The organism is Paenibacillus haidiansis, assembly GCF_036553665.1.
GTDB classification, from domain to species: domain Bacteria; phylum Bacillota; class Bacilli; order Paenibacillales; family Paenibacillaceae; genus Fontibacillus; species Fontibacillus haidiansis.
In genome coordinates this window covers 719,695-740,688 of record NZ_JAZHPZ010000001.1, presented here as the reverse complement: position 1 = coordinate 740,688, position 20,994 = coordinate 719,695, and the positions used below count along the sequence as shown (strand labels likewise).

General features: G+C 54.4%; 14 protein-coding genes. 13 read left to right on the top strand and 1 reads right to left on the bottom strand.

What is annotated here, in order from left to right:
• Positions 1-20: 20 nt before the first annotated feature.
• The 10 genes from V3851_RS03465 to V3851_RS03420 all read left to right on the top strand — a co-directional run bounded on the left by V3851_RS03465 (position 21) and on the right by V3851_RS03420 (position 14,620).
• A complete protein-coding gene (locus V3851_RS03465) occupies positions 21-917 on the top strand; it encodes a carbohydrate ABC transporter permease (protein WP_331845076.1) in 897 nt (298 codons plus the stop codon).
• Positions 917-1,750, top strand: a complete 834-nt coding sequence (locus V3851_RS03460; RefSeq protein WP_331845075.1) for a carbohydrate ABC transporter permease — start codon at positions 917-919, stop codon at positions 1,748-1,750. Before V3851_RS03465 ends, V3851_RS03460 begins: the two co-directional genes overlap by 1 nt.
• A 55-nt stretch (positions 1,751-1,805) precedes the next feature.
• Positions 1,806-3,287: an alpha-N-arabinofuranosidase gene (locus V3851_RS03455; RefSeq protein ID WP_331845074.1), complete on the top strand. Its 1,482-nt coding sequence runs from the start codon at positions 1,806-1,808 to the stop codon at positions 3,285-3,287.
• Between the two features lie 19 nt (positions 3,288-3,306).
• On the top strand, positions 3,307-3,609 hold the full coding sequence (locus V3851_RS03450) for a DUF6171 family protein (RefSeq protein ID WP_331845073.1): 303 nt from the start codon (positions 3,307-3,309) through the stop codon (positions 3,607-3,609).
• A gap of 48 nt (positions 3,610-3,657) precedes the next feature.
• On the top strand, positions 3,658-4,623 hold the full coding sequence (locus V3851_RS03445) for a glycoside hydrolase family 43 protein (protein ID WP_331845072.1): 966 nt from the start codon (positions 3,658-3,660) through the stop codon (positions 4,621-4,623).
• A 174-nt stretch (positions 4,624-4,797) separates the two neighbouring features.
• The gene (locus V3851_RS03440; RefSeq protein ID WP_331845071.1) at positions 4,798-5,892 is read left to right on the top strand and encodes an ArsR/SmtB family transcription factor; all 1,095 of its coding nucleotides are present in this window, start codon (positions 4,798-4,800) and stop codon (positions 5,890-5,892) included.
• Positions 5,893-5,958: 66 nt separating this feature from the next.
• Entirely contained in the window at positions 5,959-7,788 is a 1,830-nt protein-coding gene (locus V3851_RS03435) for an ABC transporter ATP-binding protein (RefSeq protein WP_331845070.1), read from the top strand.
• The gene (locus tag V3851_RS03430; RefSeq protein ID WP_331845069.1) at positions 7,785-9,668 is read left to right on the top strand and encodes an ABC transporter ATP-binding protein; all 1,884 of its coding nucleotides are present in this window, start codon (positions 7,785-7,787) and stop codon (positions 9,666-9,668) included. Before V3851_RS03435 ends, V3851_RS03430 begins: the two co-directional genes overlap by 4 nt.
• A gap of 231 nt (positions 9,669-9,899) precedes the next feature.
• Entirely contained in the window at positions 9,900-11,447 is a 1,548-nt protein-coding gene (locus V3851_RS03425) for a response regulator transcription factor (RefSeq protein ID WP_331845068.1), read from the top strand.
• A gap of 368 nt (positions 11,448-11,815) precedes the next feature.
• Positions 11,816-14,620: a glycoside hydrolase family 3 protein gene (locus tag V3851_RS03420; protein WP_331845067.1), complete on the top strand. Its 2,805-nt coding sequence runs from the start codon at positions 11,816-11,818 to the stop codon at positions 14,618-14,620.
• A gap of 8 nt (positions 14,621-14,628) precedes the next feature.
• On the opposite strand, the gene V3851_RS03415 is transcribed toward V3851_RS03420, so the two are convergent.
• The gene (locus tag V3851_RS03415; protein WP_331845066.1) at positions 14,629-15,531 is read right to left on the bottom strand and encodes an AraC family transcriptional regulator; all 903 of its coding nucleotides are present in this window, start codon (positions 15,529-15,531) and stop codon (positions 14,629-14,631) included.
• A 133-nt stretch (positions 15,532-15,664) separates the two neighbouring features.
• Here V3851_RS03415 and yicI point away from each other — a divergent pair, with 133 nt between their 5' ends.
• From yicI to V3851_RS03400, 3 genes are all read left to right on the top strand, one after another.
• Positions 15,665-17,983, top strand: coding sequence for an alpha-xylosidase (gene yicI, locus V3851_RS03410; protein WP_331845065.1), 2,319 nt, complete (start codon positions 15,665-15,667; stop codon positions 17,981-17,983).
• A gap of 153 nt (positions 17,984-18,136) precedes the next feature.
• Complete coding sequence (locus V3851_RS03405; protein ID WP_331845064.1) at positions 18,137-19,918, top strand: sensor histidine kinase; 1,782 nt, start codon at positions 18,137-18,139, stop codon at positions 19,916-19,918.
• Positions 19,919-20,011: 93 nt separating this feature from the next.
• Entirely contained in the window at positions 20,012-20,992 is a 981-nt protein-coding gene (locus V3851_RS03400) for an ABC transporter permease (protein ID WP_331845063.1), read from the top strand.
• Positions 20,993-20,994 lie beyond the last annotated feature (2 nt).

Genomic DNA, 20,994 nt, shown 5'->3' with positions numbered 1-20,994 from the left:
TTTAAAAGGAGGAGAGGACTATGATTAAAAGGTTCCTGTACTCGCAAAAGGTTGCCCCTTATGTGTTCGTACTGCCTTTTGTCGCTGTCTTTTTAATATTTTGGGTATATCCGCTGGCCAGTTCGTTTTCGATGAGCTTTCAGAAGGTGACGCTCGGTCAGGAAGCGCAGTGGGTGGGCTTCGATAACTATGCCAAGCTGATGACCGACGGCGTCTTCTTTAAGGCGGTAACCAACAGCGTTATTTATATGATTTTGACTTTGGTCATTTTGATTCCTTTTCCGATGCTGTTCGCGGTGCTGATCAACAGCAAATTTATGTGGGGAAGAGAGTTTTTCAAATCCTCCTTCTTCTTTCCGGCATTAACCTCGGTCGTGGTTGCCGGTACGATATTCCGCCTCATGTTCGGTGAAATGGACACTTCGCTGATGAACAGCGTGCTCGGTTTTTTCGGGCTGGATCCGGTCAAATTCCTGAAAGGCCAGGCTACCGGCTATATCGCGCTTTTGGTGCTGGCTACCTGGAGATGGACAGGGGTCAACATGCTGTATTTCTTATCGGGTCTTAAGAATATTCCGGAAGATTACTATGAAGCCGCCTCCATCGACGGGGCGTCGAAATTCCAGCAATTCACGAAAATTACGATGCCTCTGCTCAAACCGACGACGGTTTACGTGCTCACGATCAGTATTTACGCCGGTCTAGCGATGTTTATTGAAAGCATGATGCTGTGGAACGGCAACAACTCGCCGAAAAATATCGGTCTTACGATCGTCGGCTACTTGTATCGCCAAGGGATCGAGAAGAACAACCTCGGCTATGCGGCTGCGGTGGGGATCGTTCTGCTTGCCGTCACCATGATCATCAACTTGTCGCAATTGGCGTTCAGCGGCCTCTTCAAGAAGGAGGATAACTGATGAAAAAGGAAATCGCGTTAAAATCCGTCCTCTTCGTGTTTTTTGCCATTCTATGCGTACTTGTGCTGATTCCGTTTTATGCGATCGCGCTCGCATCCTTTAAGCCGGGCGAGGATCTCGTCAGAAACGGCCTGAACTTGAGCTTTGATTTGTCCAGAATGAGCTTTGACAACTATATCTTTCTGTTTACCGGCGATCATGTATATTTTAGCTGGTTCTTCAACTCGGTGTTTCTGACGATCGTTCAAGTCGTGCTTACCTTGCTGGTCAGCGCCACCGTCGCTTACGGGTTTTCGGCTTATGAATTTAAAGGGAAAAACTTTCTGTTCATCTGCGTGCTGCTCATTATGATGGTTCCTTTTGAAATCTTGCTTCTGCCGCTCTATAAGCTGACGAACGATCTCGGACTGATGAACAGTTATTCCGCGATTATTTTGCCGGGGATCGCGGGTGCGTCCACGATCTTCTTCTTTAGGCAGTATCTCAGCGGGATTCCGAAGGAAATCATTGCCGCCGGCCGTGTGGACGGGGCGTCGGAATACGGAATATATATGCGTCTGATTTTGCCCGTGATGAAGCCTTCTTTTGCCGCGATGGCGATTCTGAACGGGATGAACAGCTGGAACAACTTCCTGTGGCCGTTCATGGTGCTGAGCAATTCAAACAAATACACACTGCCGATCGGGTTGAAGACATTGCTCACTCCGTACGGCAACAACTATGACCTGCTCATCGTCGGCTCGTTTTTCTCGATCGTTCCGATCTTTATCTTGTTCGTGGCGTTCCAGAAATACTTTATCGACGGTATGACCGCCGGAGCGGTGAAGGGTTAAACCGCCGGATTTACCGAAAATTACAGACACCAGCTGGATAGGAGGACTGTTAAACATGGTCAAAATCGGGATTAACCCCAAAGAGACAAAAGGCACGATCAGCCGGTACCTGTATGGGCAATTCGCCGAGCATCTCGGCAGATGCATCTACGAAGGAATCTGGGTGGGGCCGGATTCGCCGATTCCGAATACGGAAGGATACCGGAATGACGTGCTGGAGGCGCTGAAAAAGCTGCAAATCCCGGTTCTGCGCTGGCCGGGCGGCTGCTTTGCCGACGAATACCACTGGATGGACGGCATCGGACCGAAATCGCAGCGGGCCCGGATGATCAACAACCATTGGGGAGGAGTGGAGGAAAACAATCATTTCGGCACACATGAATTTCTCCGTCTGTGCGAGCTGCTGGAAACGGAACCCTATATCAACGGCAATGTCGGCAGCGGCACGGTGCGGGAAATGCAGCAGTGGGTCGAATACATGACATTTGACGGGGAATCGCCGATGGCGAGCCTGCGCAAAGAGAACGGCCGGGGAGAGCCTTGGAGGCTGCCGTTCTTCGGCGTAGGCAACGAGAATTGGGGCTGCGGCGGTAATATGCGCCCGGAATATTATGCCGACCTTTACCGTCAATATTCGTCTTATGTCCGGAATTACGGGGACAACCGGGTGTACAAGATCGCCTGCGGTCCGAACACCGACGATTACCGCTGGACCGAGGTGCTGATGCGGGAAGCGCATCATCTGATGGACGGGCTCAGCCTGCATTATTATACACTGCCTACCGGCAACTGGCAGGGCAGCAAAGGCTCTTCGACCGAGTTCGGCGTCGACGAATGGTTCGCTACGATGAAGAACACGCTCTACATGGAGGAGCTGATCGTCAAGCATTCGGCCATTATGGACAAATACGATCCCGAAGGCAAGGTCGGCCTGATCGTCGATGAATGGGGCGGCTGGTACGATGTCGAGCCGGGTACGAACCCGGGCTTCCTCTACCAGCAAAATACGCTCCGCGACGCCCTCATCGCCGGAGTTAACTTGAACATTTTCCATAAATACAGCAAACGGGTAAAAATGGCGAACATCGCGCAGGTCGTCAATGTGCTTCAGGCGATGGTGCTGACCGAAGGCGACAAAATGCTGCTGACGCCGACTTACCATGTGTTCGACATGTTTAAAGTACACCAGGACGCGGAGCTGCTTGATGTGGAATTCGAAAGCCCGATGTACAAACACGGCTCGCAAATGATTCCGCAGCTCAGCGTATCCGCTTCCGTGGACCGCAAGGGCGCGATTCATATTTCACTATGCAATTTGCACCATGCGGTCAGCGCTTCGGTCACCTGCGAATTGAACGGGGTCGCGGGCAGGGAAGTCAGCGGAACTATGCTGACGCATTCCGCATTAAATGCCCACAATACGTTCCGGCGGCCGGACGAATTGGCGCCTGTACCATTTACGGGGGCGAAGCTGGAGGACGACTGGCTGCATGCGGAGCTGCCGCCCGCTTCGGTGGTCGTTCTGACGCTGAAATAAGCGGCGGGGAGCCGGAGCTATGCAGAGCCAGAACACGACGCCGCGGCGTCTTGACGGTTGCAAGGGATGCACGGAAAGCGTAAGGGTATCGCCGGAGAAGCTGGAACGGCTGATCGAGATCGCGACCCGCGGCAGGAAAGTCGTCCCGGACACGGAATACGCCCGGCGATTGGAACGGTGCGAAGACTGCCCGGGCCTGCAGTACGGCACGACCTGCCGCTACTGCGGCTGCCTTGTCGCCGTGCGGGCGCGGCTCATGGATTCCGTCTGTCCTTTTCCGTTTGCTTCCAAATGGGGAGATCAGCCGGAAACAGACAACTAGAAAATAGGCAACTGACAGATAACTAGAAATAGATAAGGAGAAACCGACATGCCAACAAATGGAGAATATATCAATCCGGTCGTGGAGCAGCGCGCCGATCCCTGGGTTTATAAACACAGCGACGGTTATTACTACTTTACCGCTTCGGTTCCGGAATACGACCGGATCGAAGTGCGGCGTTCGGCCACGATTCAAGGCTTAAAGGACGCGATTCCGAAGACGGTGTGGCGTAAATACGATACCGGCCCGCTCAGCGCCAACATCTGGGCGCCGGAAATTCATTACATCCGGGGGAAATGGTACATTTATTTTGCGGCCGCGAGAACGAGCGAAACGAAGGACGGTCTGTTCGATCACCGGATGTACGTGCTGGAGAACGAGGCGGAGAATCCGTTGGAAGGCGACTGGGTGGAGAAAGGCCAAGTCGTCACCCGCTGGGAGTCGTTCGCGCTGGACGCGACGGTTTTTGAGCATCGCGGAGAGTTGTATTATGTCTGGGCGCAAAAGGACCCGGACATCGAGGGCAACTCCAATTTGTACATTTCCAAAATGAGCGATCCCTGCACGCTGACCGGGGAGCAAACGATGATCTCCACGCCGGAATATCCGTGGGAAATCATCGGCTTCCGCGTCAACGAGGGTCCGGCCGTACTCAAGCGGAACGGGCGGATCTTTATCAGTTATTCGGCCAGCGCCACCGATTTCAACTATTGCATGGGTCTGCTGACGGCGGACGAATCCGCGGATTTGCTCGATCCGGCGGTCTGGCGGAAATCGCCCGAGCCCGTTTTTCAAACCAATGAGGAATCGGGGCAGTTCGGCCCGGGACATAACAGCTTCACTGTGTCCGAGGACGGCCGGGACGTTATTGTTTATCACGCCCGCAACTATAAGGAGATCACCGGCGATCCGCTGTACGACCCGAACCGTCATACGCGGGCCCAGGTGTTCGGGTGGAACGAGGACGGAACCCCTCATTTCGGCGTTCCGGTAAAGGACGGAGTTCCCCGCTAAAACCATCCAAAAAACCTGCTTTTTAAAGAAGATCGTTTGGCTATATGCCGGGCGATCTTTTTTAATTGACAAAAGGAAAAGGATGGGTTAATTTAACATTAAATAATTATTTAATATAAAACAAAAAGATTCTCATATTTAAAATTTATTAAATAAATAGTCGGGTGGGTGAATATGAAAATACCGCTGAAGAAAAATATCAAATTCGCGTATAACGAGGCGTTCGAGCTGATTGTATTTATGGGGATGTTCGCCTGTGAACGCCAAATGACGGAAGTGGCTGAGGAATACCGGATTGACATCGATCCGCTGAACCGGACTCTCTATGAAGACGCCAGAAGCAAGCTGTCTCCATTTATGATGAGGGAGATGGAGTTTTTCTTCGCCTATGATTTCCTTCATAAAGCCTTGGATTATACATTTTATGAACTGATCGCTGCTTCGCCGGAGCCTTTGAGTGCGGAAGCCTTCATCGCCGGAATTCAGAAAGCCGATGCCCGGGACAGAGCAGCCGCCATGGTGTTCGGCGTTTATTCCGACAAGCAGGAATCTCTGCTGCAGGGCAGAACCTGGGAACAGGCCCGGGAGGATTTGCCCTGGCTGATCGAGCGGGTGAAGCTTACGGAGCCGCCGCAGGAAGTGAAGGGGGCGCACCGGCCGCTGCTGGAATGCCTCGCTCATCCCGAAGAGGCGAAACAGCGCTATGTGGCGCTCATTTCGCAATTTTACTGCGATGTCTTCGCCGGCTGGGCCAAACGACTCCGCGAGGAATGCGAGCGCGCGCTAATCCGGTATGAGGCATTTTTTCAGGCCGATCCCGAGCGGTTTATCATCGATATTCATAAAAGCGAGCCCGCCTTGTTCGATAACCGCGCCACTTTCCATGTCAGCGTGATTTCGCAGGTCGGCAACTATCATATGTGGCCGCTGGACTATATCCATCATTTCTGGGTCATCTTCGGGGCGAACAACGATAAGGTGTTCGGTCCCGCGGCGGACCGCGAGAAGGCCGAGCTGTTCTTCAAGGCCCTTTCCGACAAAAGAAGGATGGACTTTATCATCCTGCTCCGCGAACGGCCGCGTTACGGCGCCGAGCTTGCGGCCGAACTGGGAATTACGCCGGCGGCCGTCACGTATCACGCCAACTTCTTCTTTTTTCTGGATCTCGTGGAATTCAAACGGAGCGATCACCGCTTGTACTACCATCTCAATGGGGAACGGCTGCGGGAGCTGTTGGCGCTGACATCCAGGGTTTTGTTGGATGAATGAACATTCGGAAGAATAAACATCAAGGGGGAACTTCTCATTAAAGAGTGTAGAAGGGGAGAACTTGAAATGGGGAGAAAACATGGGGAAGCTGGTTCTGACAAGGCAGCGCCAAAAACGGGCGGAGCCGGCTCGTTAAAACGGCTGATTTCGCTCTCCAGGCCTTACCTGGGCCGGTATATCGTCCTATGCCTGCTGGCCGGAATTCTGTCATTAACCGGCGTGGTCATGGCCGAATGTTTGCGGCGGATCGTCAATGCGGCGGCCGATAAGGATTTGGCCGGACTCCTGTCGGCCGGTCTGATGAGTATAACCTTGGTCGTGGCGGACGCGGCTTTCAATTATGCCCGCACCTATTTATCCGGAACGCTGGAAATCCGGTCCACCGCCCGCCTGCAAGCGAGCCTGCTCTCGAAGCTGATGCGCGCCAAAACGAAGGAAATGGACCGGTATCACTCCGCAGACCTGATCGGCCGGATTACGGACTCGGCGCCCGCGGCGCAATCCGGCATCAATCTGAAAACAGTCGAATTGTTCGGAAACGTGCTGGAAATCGTGTTTTTGCTGTCCTATTTGCTGTCGCTGCAATATATTTTGACCTTGGGAACGGTGCTGATCTGCATATTCATGCCGCTCGTCATGATCCCGTTCAGCCGCCGGCTTCGGGATTTACATGCGCAAAGGGCGCACGAAACGGCGCTTCAGCAGTCTTATGTCCAGGACGCCCTGCAGGGGGCCGAAGTGGTGCGGGCCTTTTCCCTGGCATCCAGGCTCGGCGGCCAATTCGGCTTGCGGCTGAAAGGGCTTACCGCGCTTCACCTGAAAGTGACCCGGCTGGAGGCCGTCGCCTACAATATGAACTTTGCCGTCGTGCTCGCCGGGTTGCTGTACGTTCTCTCCGTCGGCGGTTATTTCGTCATCCGGGGAAGCCTGGATGTCGGAGCCGTAGCCGCTTTCCTCATCACGTTCGACCAGCTTACCCGTCCGGTATCGGGCCTGTCCAATCTTTGGACGGAGCTCCAGGGATCATTGGCTCAGGGGAACCGAATATTTGAACTTGCGGACCTCGAGGAGGAAACGGGAACATCCGATAAAGGCACAACCGGGGCTTCAGGCCATGGCGGCGGGGAGCTCGGCACCGTCGCTTTTGAGGAGGTCGGTTTTCGCTACGGCGACAAGGACCCGGTATTGGCGGGGCTGTCATTTACGATTGAGCGGGGAAAAGTAACCGCCTTCGCCGGTCCGAGCGGAAGCGGCAAAAGCACGATCCTGAGCCTGCTCATGGCCATCTATGAGCCTGAGACGGGAAGAATACTCTGTGATCGCGGCCTGGTCCCGGATATTCCGCCGAGCGAGTGGCGAAGCCGGATTGCTTATGTTTCCCAGGAGCCGTACCTGTTCTCGGGGACGATCCGGGAAAATATTGAATGGGGACGACCCGGCGCGGACCTGTCCGCCGTCAAGGAGGCGGCCCGGGCGGCGGGCATCGATGCCTTCATCGAAAGCCTGCCGCAAGGGTATGAGACCCGGATCGGAGAACGAGGACTGACCCTGTCCGGCGGGGAGCGGCAGCGGATCGCGATCGCCCGCGCCTTCGTGCGCGAGCCGGAAATCCTGCTGCTGGACGAACCGACGGCGGCGCTGGATAGCCGTCACGAGGAGATCATCCAGCAAGCGCTCGGCAATCTGATGCGGGGCAGAACGACCGTGGTTGTCGCCCATCGCCTGTCGACCATTCGCGACGCCGATATGATCTTTTATTTGGAAGAGGGCTCCATCCTGGAGTCGGGGACTCATAAAACGCTCATGGCGGCGGACGGAAGGTACCGGGCGATGGTGGAGAAAAGCATGTCCGTTCCGGAAACCGGGCTTGCCGTCGCGGAAGGAGGATTCTTGTGAAAAAATACACTAATGCCGTTAGCAAAACGGCACCCGCGATCTGGCCGGCATTTCGCCGGCTGCTTGGATCAGCCGGGGTATACCGGGCCGGTTTTATCGCCGCCGTTCTGCTTCTTGCCGCCAAGCTGACCGTGGACATCGGCTTCGCGACAATCCAGCAGTTATTTATCGACACGATCACGGACTCGGATATGGACGCCCTGATCCGAATCACGGCCATGGTCGGCATCGCTTGCGCCGTCATTCTGATCTGCCTCATTTTTCAGCATTACTTCCGCCACGCGGTTCATTTCCGCATGACATGGGATCTGCGGGCCAAGCTGTTCGACAAGAGCAACCGCCTGCCCTTCCGGAACATCCAGGCGATGCATAGCGGCGATCTGTCTTCGCGCAACAACAAGGACGCGGATTCAGCGATGAATATGGTGAGCGGGATCGTGTATGAGCTGTTTTACAATCTGCTGCTTACGCTGCTCTCTTTCGTTTATTTGGCCCGCATGGACTTCTGGATCGCGCTGCTTGCGCTCGGCGTGGGGCCCGTCTCATTTTTTTGCAGCCGCTTCTTTGACCGCAAGCTTCGCATACTGTCCAAAGAGATATTCGCGCGGGAAGCCGGTTTAAGGGGACTGCTGCAAGAGGTCGTCCAGGGAATGACGGTTGTCCGCGCGTTCGGGATGGAGGAAGCGCTGCTGAAGCGTTATGTTCAAGACCGGGCCGAGCTTGGAACTCTGCAGCGCCGGAGAACGGTACTGAACGGCTTGCTGTGGCAAACCTCCGCCTTTATCAATAACTTGGTGATGGTCATTTGCGCCGGGCTCATCGCGTTTGTATCGCTCGGAGGCGGGACGACCGCGGGGGGAGTGCTGGCGTTCGTCATCCTGATCGGCAGGGTGCAGTGGCCGTTCGTCCAAATGAGCCGGACCTGGGGCGGCGTCCAGGAGGCGCTGGGCGCTTCCGAGCGGGTGTTCGAGATTCTCGACATGCCTTCCGAAGAGGAACCCGGAGAGCGTACAGCGACTCGGAAACCCGGTCAGGGCCGGGACTTGGAGCCGGGAGCGATGGAAGCCGCGGCGGAGAACGACGCCGCTCCTGATCATCAACCGGCCATATGGGTGCAGGATGTGTATTTCAGTCACCGTACGGACGGCAATGCTTCTTCCGAGGCTTCCCGCCCGCTCTTCGAGGGGCTGAATTTGCGGGTGAACGCCGGAGAAACGGTCGCGCTCGTCGGGCCGAGCGGGTCGGGCAAATCGACGCTGGTCCGGCTGTGCTGCGGACTTTACCGGCCGGATGGCGGAAGCGTCAGCATCTGCGGCGTCCCTCTTGAGGAACGGTTGGAGGCGGGGCGGCGGCTTACGACTTATGTGCCGCAGATTCCGTATCTGTTTGCCGGGACGATCGGCGACAATATCGCCTTCGGCACGGAGGGCAAATCGGAGGCGGAAATCAGAAATGCCGCCGCTTTGGCCGGAGCCGACGACTTCATTATGAAGCTTCCGGCTGGCTACGACACCGTCATCGGCGAGCACGGCGCCTCCCTGTCCGGCGGACAAAGGCAGCGGCTTGCGATCACGCGGGCGTTTCTGCGGCAAGCTCCGCTGCTTCTGCTCGACGAAGCGACCTCGGCGCTCGACAATGAAACGGAGAGCCTGGTGCAAGCTTCGCTGGATCTGCTGATGGAAGGACGCACGACTTTGGTTATCGCCCATAGGCTCTCGACCGTGCGGAATGCCGACCGGATCGTTGTGATGGACCGGGGGAAGATCGTCGAGGAAGGAACCCATGAAAGTCTGTTATCCCGGGAAGGGCTATATGCAAAATTGTACCGGATCCAATTTCAAGAAAACGAGGGTCCGCAAGAGGCGATGCAAGCCGGCTGACTTGATCGCTGCTGGAATTTATAACCATTCCCCGGAAACGTGATCCACGGTTTCGGGGATATTATTTTTAACCAAAAAACATCAAAATAGTGCAATAAATGAACAGGATAATGTTTGTTGAAATATGAAAATTGCTTATAATAAACTGTAAACGCTTTAATTCTTTCCGTCCCGGGAAGAATGTTTTTGTGTTTGTTTGGAGGATATGCTATCCGGCAGGGGGAAGAACAGATGTTTAAAGTGTTGATCGTCGATGATGAGCCGAAGCTGCGGGAAGGGCTGCGTACCTTTATCGATTGGAACGCCTACGGATATACGGTAGTGGATACGGCGGCGAACGGCAACGAAGCGCTGGAGAAATATAAGACCTATACGCCGAACCTGGTCATCGCGGATATCCGGATGCCGGGGATGGACGGCTTGCAGCTCATACAGCAGCTTCGTGCGCTTGATCCGATGCTGCACATCCTTATTTTAAGCGGATATGCGGATTTTGATTATGCCAAGAAAGCGATCATCCATCGGGCCGACGGCTACTTGCTGAAACCGGTCGATGAGGATGAATTAATCGATTATATTGTGAAGATCAGACAGCAGATCGAACGGGAAACCTTTGCTACACGCTGGCAGAATACGACGAAGGAATGGGGCAGGGAAGCGTTTATCCAATCGCTGCTGACCGGAAACCAGGAAGAGGCGTCCAATCTGGAGACGAATGCCCGGGAGCTCGGCCTCCTGTGGAAACACTATCAGGTGCTGCTGGTCAGCCTCCATTTGGAAGACGATGCGGATACGGAGCTTGCGGCCTCATTCCGAAAGAAGCTGGCGACGATGTTTGACGACACCGGGCGCGGCTCCGTGTTCAGCTACCATATGCAGATCGGCATCCTCTTGAAAGAACCGATTTTGGGCGTTGAAATGGACGGGGTTTATCAGGGCATCCGGAAATCGGCGTTCGAGCTGGGCGTGGAATTCACCGCCGCTCTGGGGCCGAAGGTATGCTCAATCACTGATGTGGCCGCCTCCTATGCGGCGGCGCGCGAACTAATTAAGAACCATTTCTTCCTCGGGGGCGGCAAACTGCTCTGCGAAAACACCGCGGAGGAATTCAAACCTGCGGAGCTTGCCGGTGAATCCACCGTGGAGTCCTTTACAGAGCAGCTATACTATGCCGTCGAAGTAGGCAACCGCGAGACGATGAAGGAGCTGGTTCACAGGGTTGGACAGCATCTCGTGTCGGAAGGCCACGGCGAAGCGGAGATTAAGCGCCGCTTTGTAGAAATGCTGACCTCGATTCTCGGCAAAGGTCTGAAACAATCGCCGGAACTGCAAAGCCGCAGCAAGGAGTTTTCCGATAATTTGTCCGAAATATATAAGGCGTTGACGCTTAACGATTTATATGAGCAAACGGAATATTTCCTGGAGCAGATGATGAGCAGGCTGAGCGGAAGCGGCAAGCATCAGGAAGTTAAGGTCATGCTGGATTTGATTCACCGGAATTTCAGCGATAATTTGAAACTGGAGACGCTGTCGGGAATATTTAATTACAACAGCGCCTATCTGGGCAAATTGTTCAAAAACGCCACCGGCGAGTATTTCAACACCTATCTCGACAAGGTGCGGATCGAAAAAGCCAAAAGCCTGCTCGAGGAAGGGCTGAAGGTGTACCAGGTGGCCGAGAAGGTCGGATACACGAATGTGGACTACTTCCACAGCAAATTCCGTAAATATGTGGGCACGTCTCCGTCCGCCTATCGCAAAACCGTAAATCATGCGTAATAGCAATTCAAATAAATTTTGAATCGGGGTTTCTGACGCAGCCTGCAAACGAAGGGTTGTCGCAGAAGCCCCTTTCTTTCTAGTCTCGTAACCGCCAAATTCCCCCCTCAATGGATAAAGTCCAGCCCAATCTCACAAGGCTTTTTGTGCTGGAGGAAAATCATCGCGTTTCCTTAATTTTGCTGCGGGGATATTTATTGCTTCCGAACCTTAGATTATTGCATGAAAACGTAACTAATTATCAATGTATAAAGCGCTTTCGCCCAAAGATATGATTAAGTATGCGTAATAGTATACCAAGGCTGAAAAAGGAGTCTCGGTTTTGGTTGTAACCTCAAAATTTCGGGCAGAGATGGTGTTGGACTAACATGATTAAACCTTATCAAAATTGCAATTTGCCGTTGGAGGAGCGAGTGAGTGATTTGATCTCCAGATTCACGCTCGAAGAAAAGATCGAATTGATGTGCCAATATCAGGCGGAAATTCCCCGGCTTGGCGTAAAAAAATATAAGCACGGTACCGAGGGCGCCCACGGGGTAGCTTGGCTTGGCGAAGCGACCGTCTTTCCGCAGAACACGGGGCTTGCCTGCACCTGGGACCCGGAATTGATGAAAGAAATCGGTTCGGTCATCGGGGACGAGACCCGGGTTTATTATCAGCGCGATCCCGCGCTTAACGGGCTCACGGTCTGGGCGCCGACGGTCGACATGGAGCGCGATCCGCGTTGGGGACGGACGGAGGAAGCTTACGGCGAGGATCCCCATTTGACGGGAAGGCTGTCCACGGAGCTTGTCAAAGGGATGCAGGGCGAGCACCCGTTTTATTACAAAACGGTCGCCACGCTGAAGCATTTCTACGGCAACAATAACGAAGTCGACCGGGGTAGCGCGTCGGTCAGCATCGATCCGCGGAATAAGCGCGAATATTACTTGAAGGCGTTCGAGCCGGCGTTCCGTGAAGGGCGAGCGGGCTCGATGATGACGGCCTACAACGGGGTCAACGGCAAGCCGTGCAACTTCAACGGGGAAGTCGAAAGCATCGTCAAAGGCGAATGGGGAATGGACGGCTTTGTCGTCGGCGACGCCGGCGACGTGCTGGGCACCGTAATGGATCACCATTACGTGGAGTCCTACGCCGAAGCTTTGGCCGGGTCGGTCAAAGCGGGGATCGACAGCATCACCGACGAGCAGGACATTTCCTTCCGCGCACTGCGCGACGCCCTGGAGAAGGGGCTGCTAACCGAGGAGGATTTGGACCGGGCGCTTGCCAATACGTTCCGCGTCCGCTTCCGGACCGGTGAGTTTGATCCGGAGGAGAACAATCCGTACAGCAATATGCCGGAATCGAAGCTCTGCGCGCCGGAGCACGCCGCCTTGTCGCTCAGAGCCGCCCGCGAATCGGTCGTGCTGCTCAAGAACGACGGCCTGCTGCCGCTGAGCAAGGAGTTGGCTTCGGCCGCGGTCATCGGACCGCTGGCGGACGAGGCGTTTACCGACTGGTACAGCGGCACTCCACCCTATCGTATCACGCCGCTGCAAGGCGTCGCGGAGAAGATGGCCGAGCGGCCGGTCCAGTTCCACAACGGTCTCGATAAAGTGCGGCTTCGCTCCGCCGAAACCGGCAGATACGTTACGATCGCGGGGGGAGAAGAAGCGAAGCTGAAGGCCGACGGCAACGACGCCTCGGCGGCCGAAGTGTTCGAACGCAACGATTGGGGCTGGGGCAATATTACGCTTCGTGCGGCAGGCTCCGGCAAGTACGTCACGGAAACCGAAGCCGGGCTGAGCGCCACGGCCGATGAAGCCCGGGGCTGGGTCGTGAAGGAAGCCTTCGATTTTGAAGCGCTGGCGGACGGCAGCCTGATCATGAAATCGTGCGAAGGCCGGCCGATCGCGCTTGGTGCCGACAGCGAATTGATCGTCCGCGGCGATGCCGTGGCCGAGCCCGCCCGATTCATCATTGAAGTGGTCGAAAACGGTCTCGATGAGGCGGTCAAGGCGGCGAAAGCCGCGGAAACGGCGGTCGTTGTCGTCGGGAACAGCCCGTTTATCAACGGGAAAGAGACGACCGACCGGCCGGATATTACGCTGGCGCCGGCCCAGCAGGCGCTGATCCGGGCGGTGCATGCGGCGAATCCTAACACGGTCGTGGTCATCGTCGGCGGGTATCCGTTCGCGGTGAACTGGGAGCAAGCGCATGTGCCTGCGATCGTATACACCTCGCATGCTGGCCAGGAGCTCGGCCACGCGGTGGCCGATGTGCTCTACGGCGATTACAATCCGGCGGGACGCCTGAATATGACCTGGTACAAATCGGTCGACCAGCTTCCGGATTTGATGGACTACGATATCATCAAGGGCAAACGGACTTATCAATATTTTGACGGGGAGGTGCTGTATCCGTTCGGCCACGGGCTCAGCTACACCAGCTTTGAGTACGGAGAGATCGCGCTTGACCGCGAGGCGATCGGGGCGAAAGATACGGTAACCGTGTCGGTGAAAGTGCGCAATACGGGCAATACGGACGGGGACGAAGTCGTGCAGCTGTATGTCAAAGCGAACGAATCCCGCGTCGTGCGGCCGCTGAAAACCCTCCAAGGCTTCAAGCGTCTGCATCTTAAAGCCGGAGCGGAAGCGACCGTCCGTTTTGAACTGAACGCTTCGGAGCTGGCGATATGGGACGTGACCCGCGACCGCTACTGTGTGGAAAGCGGTTCGTATACGCTGATGGCCGGTCCGTCCTCCGGGAATATCGCGGTCACGGCCTCCTTGCGGGTAGAGGGCGAGCACATTCCGCCGCGCAGTCTGCACGCGAAAGTGAGAGCGGCGAATTATGACGATTACGAACAAGTGTACATCGACGAATGCCGGGAAGGCGGAGAGAGTGTCGCCCTGAAGGGAGACAACGGCTGGATCGCCTTCCGCGACGCCGAGTTCGGCGAAGGCGCCTCCCGGTTCGAGGCGAGAGTATCCGGCCTTACTAAAGGCGGGGAAATCGTGATTACGACGGGCAGCCCGGACGGTCCGGTGGCGGGCAACTGCAAGGTGCTCGCCACCGGCGGAAGCCAGGCCTGGACGACGGTAACGGCGGAGGTGGAAGGATTGACGGACCGCCGCGATGTGTATCTGGGCCTCAAAGGCCAGGTGCGGATCAGCTGGTTTAGTTTGAAATAGAACGTTTTTCAGGCTTCGATTCGAGTCAGCAGCTTTTTGCGGAATTCCGAGGGCGAGCAATTCATCGCCTTCCGGAATACCCGGATAAAATAGCTGATATTATCGTACCCTACTTCCAGAGCGATATCGGAGATTTTCCGCTCCGGCTGGCGGAGCAGCTCGGCGGCCTGCCGAATCCGGTAGGAATTGATATAATCCATCGGGGTCTGGCGAGTCATCGATTTGAAGAACCGGCAAAACTGGCCTTCGCTCATCGGAATCAGCGCCGCCAGCTCGGACAGGCGGATCGGGCGATCGTAATTTTGCTGGATATAATGGATCGCCGTTTTTAACCGTTCGATCTTCGACGATTCGCTGCGGTTACTTGCGGTCCGGTTACAGGTCTTGGCCGCGGCGAAAATCTCGGACAGCATGAGATAGAGATGGCCCTTCACGGCTCCCGCATAACCCGGAGTTTCTTCGCTGCAGTTCTTCATGATCTCGACGATATGCTCTAGCAGGCGGAGTTCAAAAGGCTCGTTCCGCCTGATATGCCGGGGAAAAGTCGCCTTTCGCTCCTGCAGCGGAAGGATCAGGTTTTCCTGCACCGCATCGTAATGGGCGCTGGCCAGCAGGTTTGTGTCGAAGACCAGCGAGAAAAAGGTGCAGCCTTCTTCCCCGTGCGTGTGGGCGGCATGAATGTCGCCGCCGTCGATAAATACGGCTTCCCCGGCCCGGACCGGAAAATAATCGGTATCGACCTGGAACAGCGTTTCACCCTGAATACAATAGAAGAATTCGGCTTCCTCGTGCCAATGGCAGTCGATTACATGCTCCCCGGGACCGAGGCGCAGCCAATAGGTGCCGAAGGGCAGATGGGCGTCGCCGTGGGCCCGGCTTTCCTTGAGCGAGCTTCTGAGTGCTTGATCCATAGATTCACCCCATCAATATAGTGTTATATTTACACTGAATTATGTTAGAATGTTTTCTTTTTAATCAGTATAATGCAATTGTGAAAGGATAAACAGTACAAAATATTGAGAATGAAAGGGCGGTTTATACCCAATGAAATTTACCGATGGAAACTGGCTGATCCGCGACGGTTTTACGCTTTCGACCGCGGTCCAAGCCTATGACTTCATGGTTGACAACAATACATTGACGGCTTCGGCTTCGACGACACCGCTGCGCGGCCGCGGCGACATGATCAACACAACGCTTCTTACAGTGCATTTCCACTCCCCGCTTCCCGGCGTAATCGGCGTCAAGCTGGTGCATTTTGCCGGAACGGTCGACCACGGACCGCATTTTGAATTGGCCAAAGGCGGCGATCATGCGATCATTACGGAAACCGATGATTACGCGGAGCTGAAGAGCGGCGATCTCAGCGTTCGCATCTCCAAGGGCGCGCAGTGGTCGGTGGATTTCTATCGCGGGAACCAGCGGATTACGGGCAGCGGCTTCAAATCGATGGCCCATGTGACGGAAGAAGGCGGCAATACCTTCATGCGCGAAGAGCTGGACCTCAGCGTAGGCGAACTGGTTTACGGCTTGGGCGAACGGTTTACGGCGTTCATCAAGAACGGGCAAATCGTCGATATCTGGAACAAGGACGGCGGCACCAGCTCCGAGCAAGCATACAAGAACATTCCGTTCTACGTAACCAATAAAGGCTATGGCGTATTCGTCAACGATCCGACCGGCGTTTCCTTCGAAGTCGCTTCGGAAAAGGTGAAAAAAGTCCAATTCAGCGTTCCGGGCGAATCGATCGAATATTTTGTTATCGACGGTCCGCAGCCGAAGGACGTGCTCGACAAATATACGCAATTGACCGGCAAGCCTGCTTTGCCGCCGGCATGGTCGTTCGGCCTGTGGCTCACGACTTCCTTTACGACGAACTACGATGAAGAGACGGTAAACTCGTTCGTGGACGGCATGGCGGAAAGAGATTTGCCGCTGCATGTGTTCCACTTCGACTGCTTCTGGATGCGCGAATTCCACTGGACCGATTTCAAATGGGATGAGCGCGTGTTCCCGGATCCGGTCGGCATGCTGAAGCGCCTGAAAGAAAAAGGCCTGAAGATTTGCGTATGGATCAACCCGTACATCGGCCAACGCTCCCGTCTGTTTGAAGAAGGCAGACAAAAGGGCTATCTCGTGAAGAAGCCGAACGGCGACGTATGGCAAATCAATTTGTGGCAACCGGGCATGGCTCTGGTCGACTTCACCAATCCGGAAGCCTGCGAATGGTTCGCCGGCTATCTGCACGAACTCGTCGATATGGGCGTAGACAGCTTCAAGACCGACTTCGGCGAGCGGATTCCGACGGATGTCGTATACTATGACGGCTCCGATCCGGTGAAAATGCATAACTACTACACTTACTTGTACAACAAAGTGGTATTTGAAGCTCTGGAAGAAAAACTCGGCAAAAACGAAGCTGCCTTGTTTGCCCGCTCGGCGACCGTCGGCGGACAGAAATTCCCGGTTCACTGGGGCGGCGACTGCTACGCCGACTATGAATCGATGGCGGAAAGCCTGCGCGGCGGCCTGTCGCTCGGTCTGGCCGGCTTCGGCTTCTGGAGCCATGACATCGGCGGCTTTGAGAACACGGCTCCGGTCCATGTATTCAAGCGCTGGCTCCAATTCGGCCTGCTCTCAAGCCATAGCCGTCTGCACGGCAGCAGCTCGTACCGGGTGCCTTGGGCTTACGACGAGGAAGCGGTCGATGTTACCCGCTTCTTTACGAAACTCAAATGCAGCCTGATGCCATACCTGTTCGACACGGCCGTCTATGCTACGGAGAAAGGTGTTCCGACCATGCGCGCCATGTTCCTGGAATTCCCGAACGATCCGGCCGCGGAAACGCTCGACCGCCAATACATGCTTGGCGATTCCTTGCTGGTTGCGCCGGTATTCAGCGAGAGCGGCGAAGTGTCCTACTTCCTGCCTGAAGGCAAATGGACCCACCTGCTGAGCGGCAAAACCGTGGAAGGCGGCAAGTGGATTAAAGAAACCTACGATTTCTTCAGTCTTCCGCTGTTCGTCCGCCCGAACTCGATTCTGGCGACGGGAGCCAACAACACTCGTCCGGATTACGACTATGCCGACGGCGTGAACCTCGGATTGTACCAGCTTGAAGAGGGCGTGTCCGCTACCCGTACCGTCCGCAACATGAAGGGCGAAACCGAACTGCAAGTAACGGCGGTTCGCGAAGGATCCAAAGTAACGCTCAGCGCCGAGGGCGCAGGCAAAGCATTCAAAGTATCGCTGCACGGCATGGGCGAAGTCGCTTCCGTTCAAGGCGGCAGCTTGACGGAGCAAGGAACGGTCGAAGTTCCTTCGTTCAGCGGCAAGGCGGAGCTGCAAATTTCCCTGAAATAACAGATTGCCCCCGGCGGAACAATAAATTAATATTAATCTAGTACGCCGCTATCGGCACGGCTTGAATATCCCCTATTTTTGATAGGGGATATTCGGCTTTTTACGGCGTATTCAGGTTTTTGCACGGTAACCGAAGGTCAGGGAGGCAATGTCGTGATCAAAAGAGCGATTCAAGTAACGAACAATTTAAAGCTTAAGCATAAGCTGATCATTTCATATATTCTCGTGGTCATGATTCCCGTAATGATCGTAGGCGGCAGCGTGGTTAACCACTTTCGGAACCAGGCGATGGAGCAGGCGATCGAACAGACGACGAATAATGTGGAGAAGATCAAATCTCAGCTCGGCAACATGCTGCGCATTCCGATCGATGTCTCGGACACGCTGCTGCTGGACGAGGATCTGGAGAAAGTAGTCACCACGCGCTACGACAGCGTATTCGATTTGACGAAGGCTTATTTGGATTATGACGGTTTTGGAAGGTTTACCCGCGTGTATAGGGAAATCGCCGGCGTGCGCTTTTATTATGATAACCCGACCTTGATCAACAATATGGAGCTTTATCCCATTGATGAAGATATTAAAGCGACGGACTGGTACCAACAGGCGACGAAAACGAAACAGCTCAATTGGATTTATATTGACGATAATGACCAGTTTCCGGTAAAGAAGCTTAGCCTGGTTCGTAAGATGCTGTTTCCCGAAATCAATACCAGCGGCGTCCTCATGGTTTCGCTTGACCAGGTTGAACTGAACCGGATGGTGAGCCAGGAGGAGTTTGAAACACTGATCGCGGACGACCAGGGGTACGTGGTCGCATCCAAAAACACCGCTCTCGTCGGACAAACGCTGGATAGTCTCGATTTTGGCGTGGATCTCAACCAGCTGAGTAACGGGGGACACGAGATGGACATCAACGGGGAGCCTTCCTACATGGTAGTGGACGAGCTGATTCCCGACTCGAGCTCCAACGGATTGAAAATCGTGTCCGTATTTACCACGGAATCCATCGTGAAGGATGCCAACCGGGTAAGCGTGTTCGGATTGGGCATTATTTTGCTGGTGCTGCTGATTGCCCTGCTTTTCGTCTATATCGTATCGTTTCTTACGACCAACCGTCTGCTGCGGCTGAGCCGCCATTTAAACCGGCTGGCGCTCGGCGATTTGAATGTCGTTTCGCGGATCGACGGCAACGATGAAATAGGCCAGTTATCGCGCCAGTTCAACTATATGGTGGAGAGCATCAACCGGCTGATGCAGCAAGTCGTGGAAAAGACGGAGCAGAATAATACGCTGGAGTTGGCTCAGCGGGAAATCAAGCTGAAAATGATGGCCAGCCAAATCAATCCCCATTTTCTGTTTAACGCGCTGGAATCCATTCGGATGAATGCTTCTATGAAAGGCGAAAAAGAGATCGCGAATATCGTCCGCCTGCTGGGACGCCTCATGCGCAAAAATTTGGAGGTGGGACGGGAAAACGCGCCGCTTAAAGAAGAGATCGAAATGGTTCATTCATATTTGGAAATTCAGAAATTTCGTTATGAAGACCGGTTGCGCTATGAATTGAACATCGACCCGCAGGCCGTCGATATCCGCATTCTGCCGCTCATCATTCAGCCGCTGGTCGAGAACGCCGTGATCCACGGGGTCGAGGATAAGGAGGACGGGGTCGAGGTGAGTCTCGAAATCCGTTTGGTAAAAGAGAATCTTCTGGAGATCAAGGTTCGCGACAACGGTCTCGGTATGACACCGCAGCGGCTTGCCGAAGTGCTGAACAACATCTCCGGCCCGGACGAACCGGCGAATAACCGGATCGGACTGCGTAATGTACATCAGCGTCTTGTGCTGTCTTATGGCGAGGAGCATGGCTTGAACATTGTCAGCGAATACGGCAAAGGGACGGAAATCGGGTTTGCGATTCCGGTCAATGTCTAATTTTTATATGGTTTTGTTTAAAATCTATCGGGTATTTTCCGCCCCTTCTCTACATTATGATAGAACTATAGAAGAGAAGGGGGGATTGGACATATGGAAACGCTCTCAGCGAGCGCCGGGACTGGAAATGTAAGCGCAACCCCTGAACCGTCGAAGAAACGGAAGAAAGGATTCTGGCAAACCGTAGTCCGGCAGAAATACTTATACCTAATGTCCTTGCCATTTGTAATTTGGCTGTTCGTATTCAATTATTTACCGTTGTGGGGCTGGACGATGGCGTTCCAGAACTACAAGCCAGCCAAATCGTTTTCGGACCAGAAATGGGTCGGATTCAAGAACTTCGTGGACTTGTTTCAGGATGAAAGATTTTATCTTGTACTAAGAAACACGCTGGCCATGAGTATTTTGGGTATCGTGTTCACGTTTATCGTACCGATCTTTTTCGCGATTTTTCTCAACGAACTTAAAGGCAGCATTTTTAAACGGACCGTTCAAACGGTATCTTATTTGCCTCACTTTGTATCCTGGGTTGTCGTCGCGGGGATCATTACGAAGATGCTCTCGATCGACGGCGGGATCGTAAACGAAATCCTAATGTCGCTTCATATCATTAACGAGCCGATTCAGTTTATGGCTCAAGGGAAATGGTTCTGGGGAATTGTAACCGTTTCCGATGTATGGAAGGAGACCGGTTGGAACGCGATCATTTACCTGGCCGCCATCACCGGGATCGACAAGGAACTTTATGAGGCCGCCCGGGTCGATGGAGCGGGCCGCTTTAGACAAATGTGGAATATTACACTTCCGGGTATCCGCACTACGATCTCCGTACTCTTGATTATGTCGATCGGTCACCTGATCGGTATCGGCTTCGAGAAGCAATTCCAGCTCAGCAATTCGCTGGTTACGGACTACTCCGAAGTTTTGGATCTATACGCGCTTAATTACGGTATCAATATAAGCCGCTTCTCGTATGGTACGGCCATAAGTATGTTCACCTCCGTCGTAAGTATCATTCTGCTGCTCACGGCCAACGGCATCATGAAGAAAACGACGAAAGAAAGCATTATGTAGAG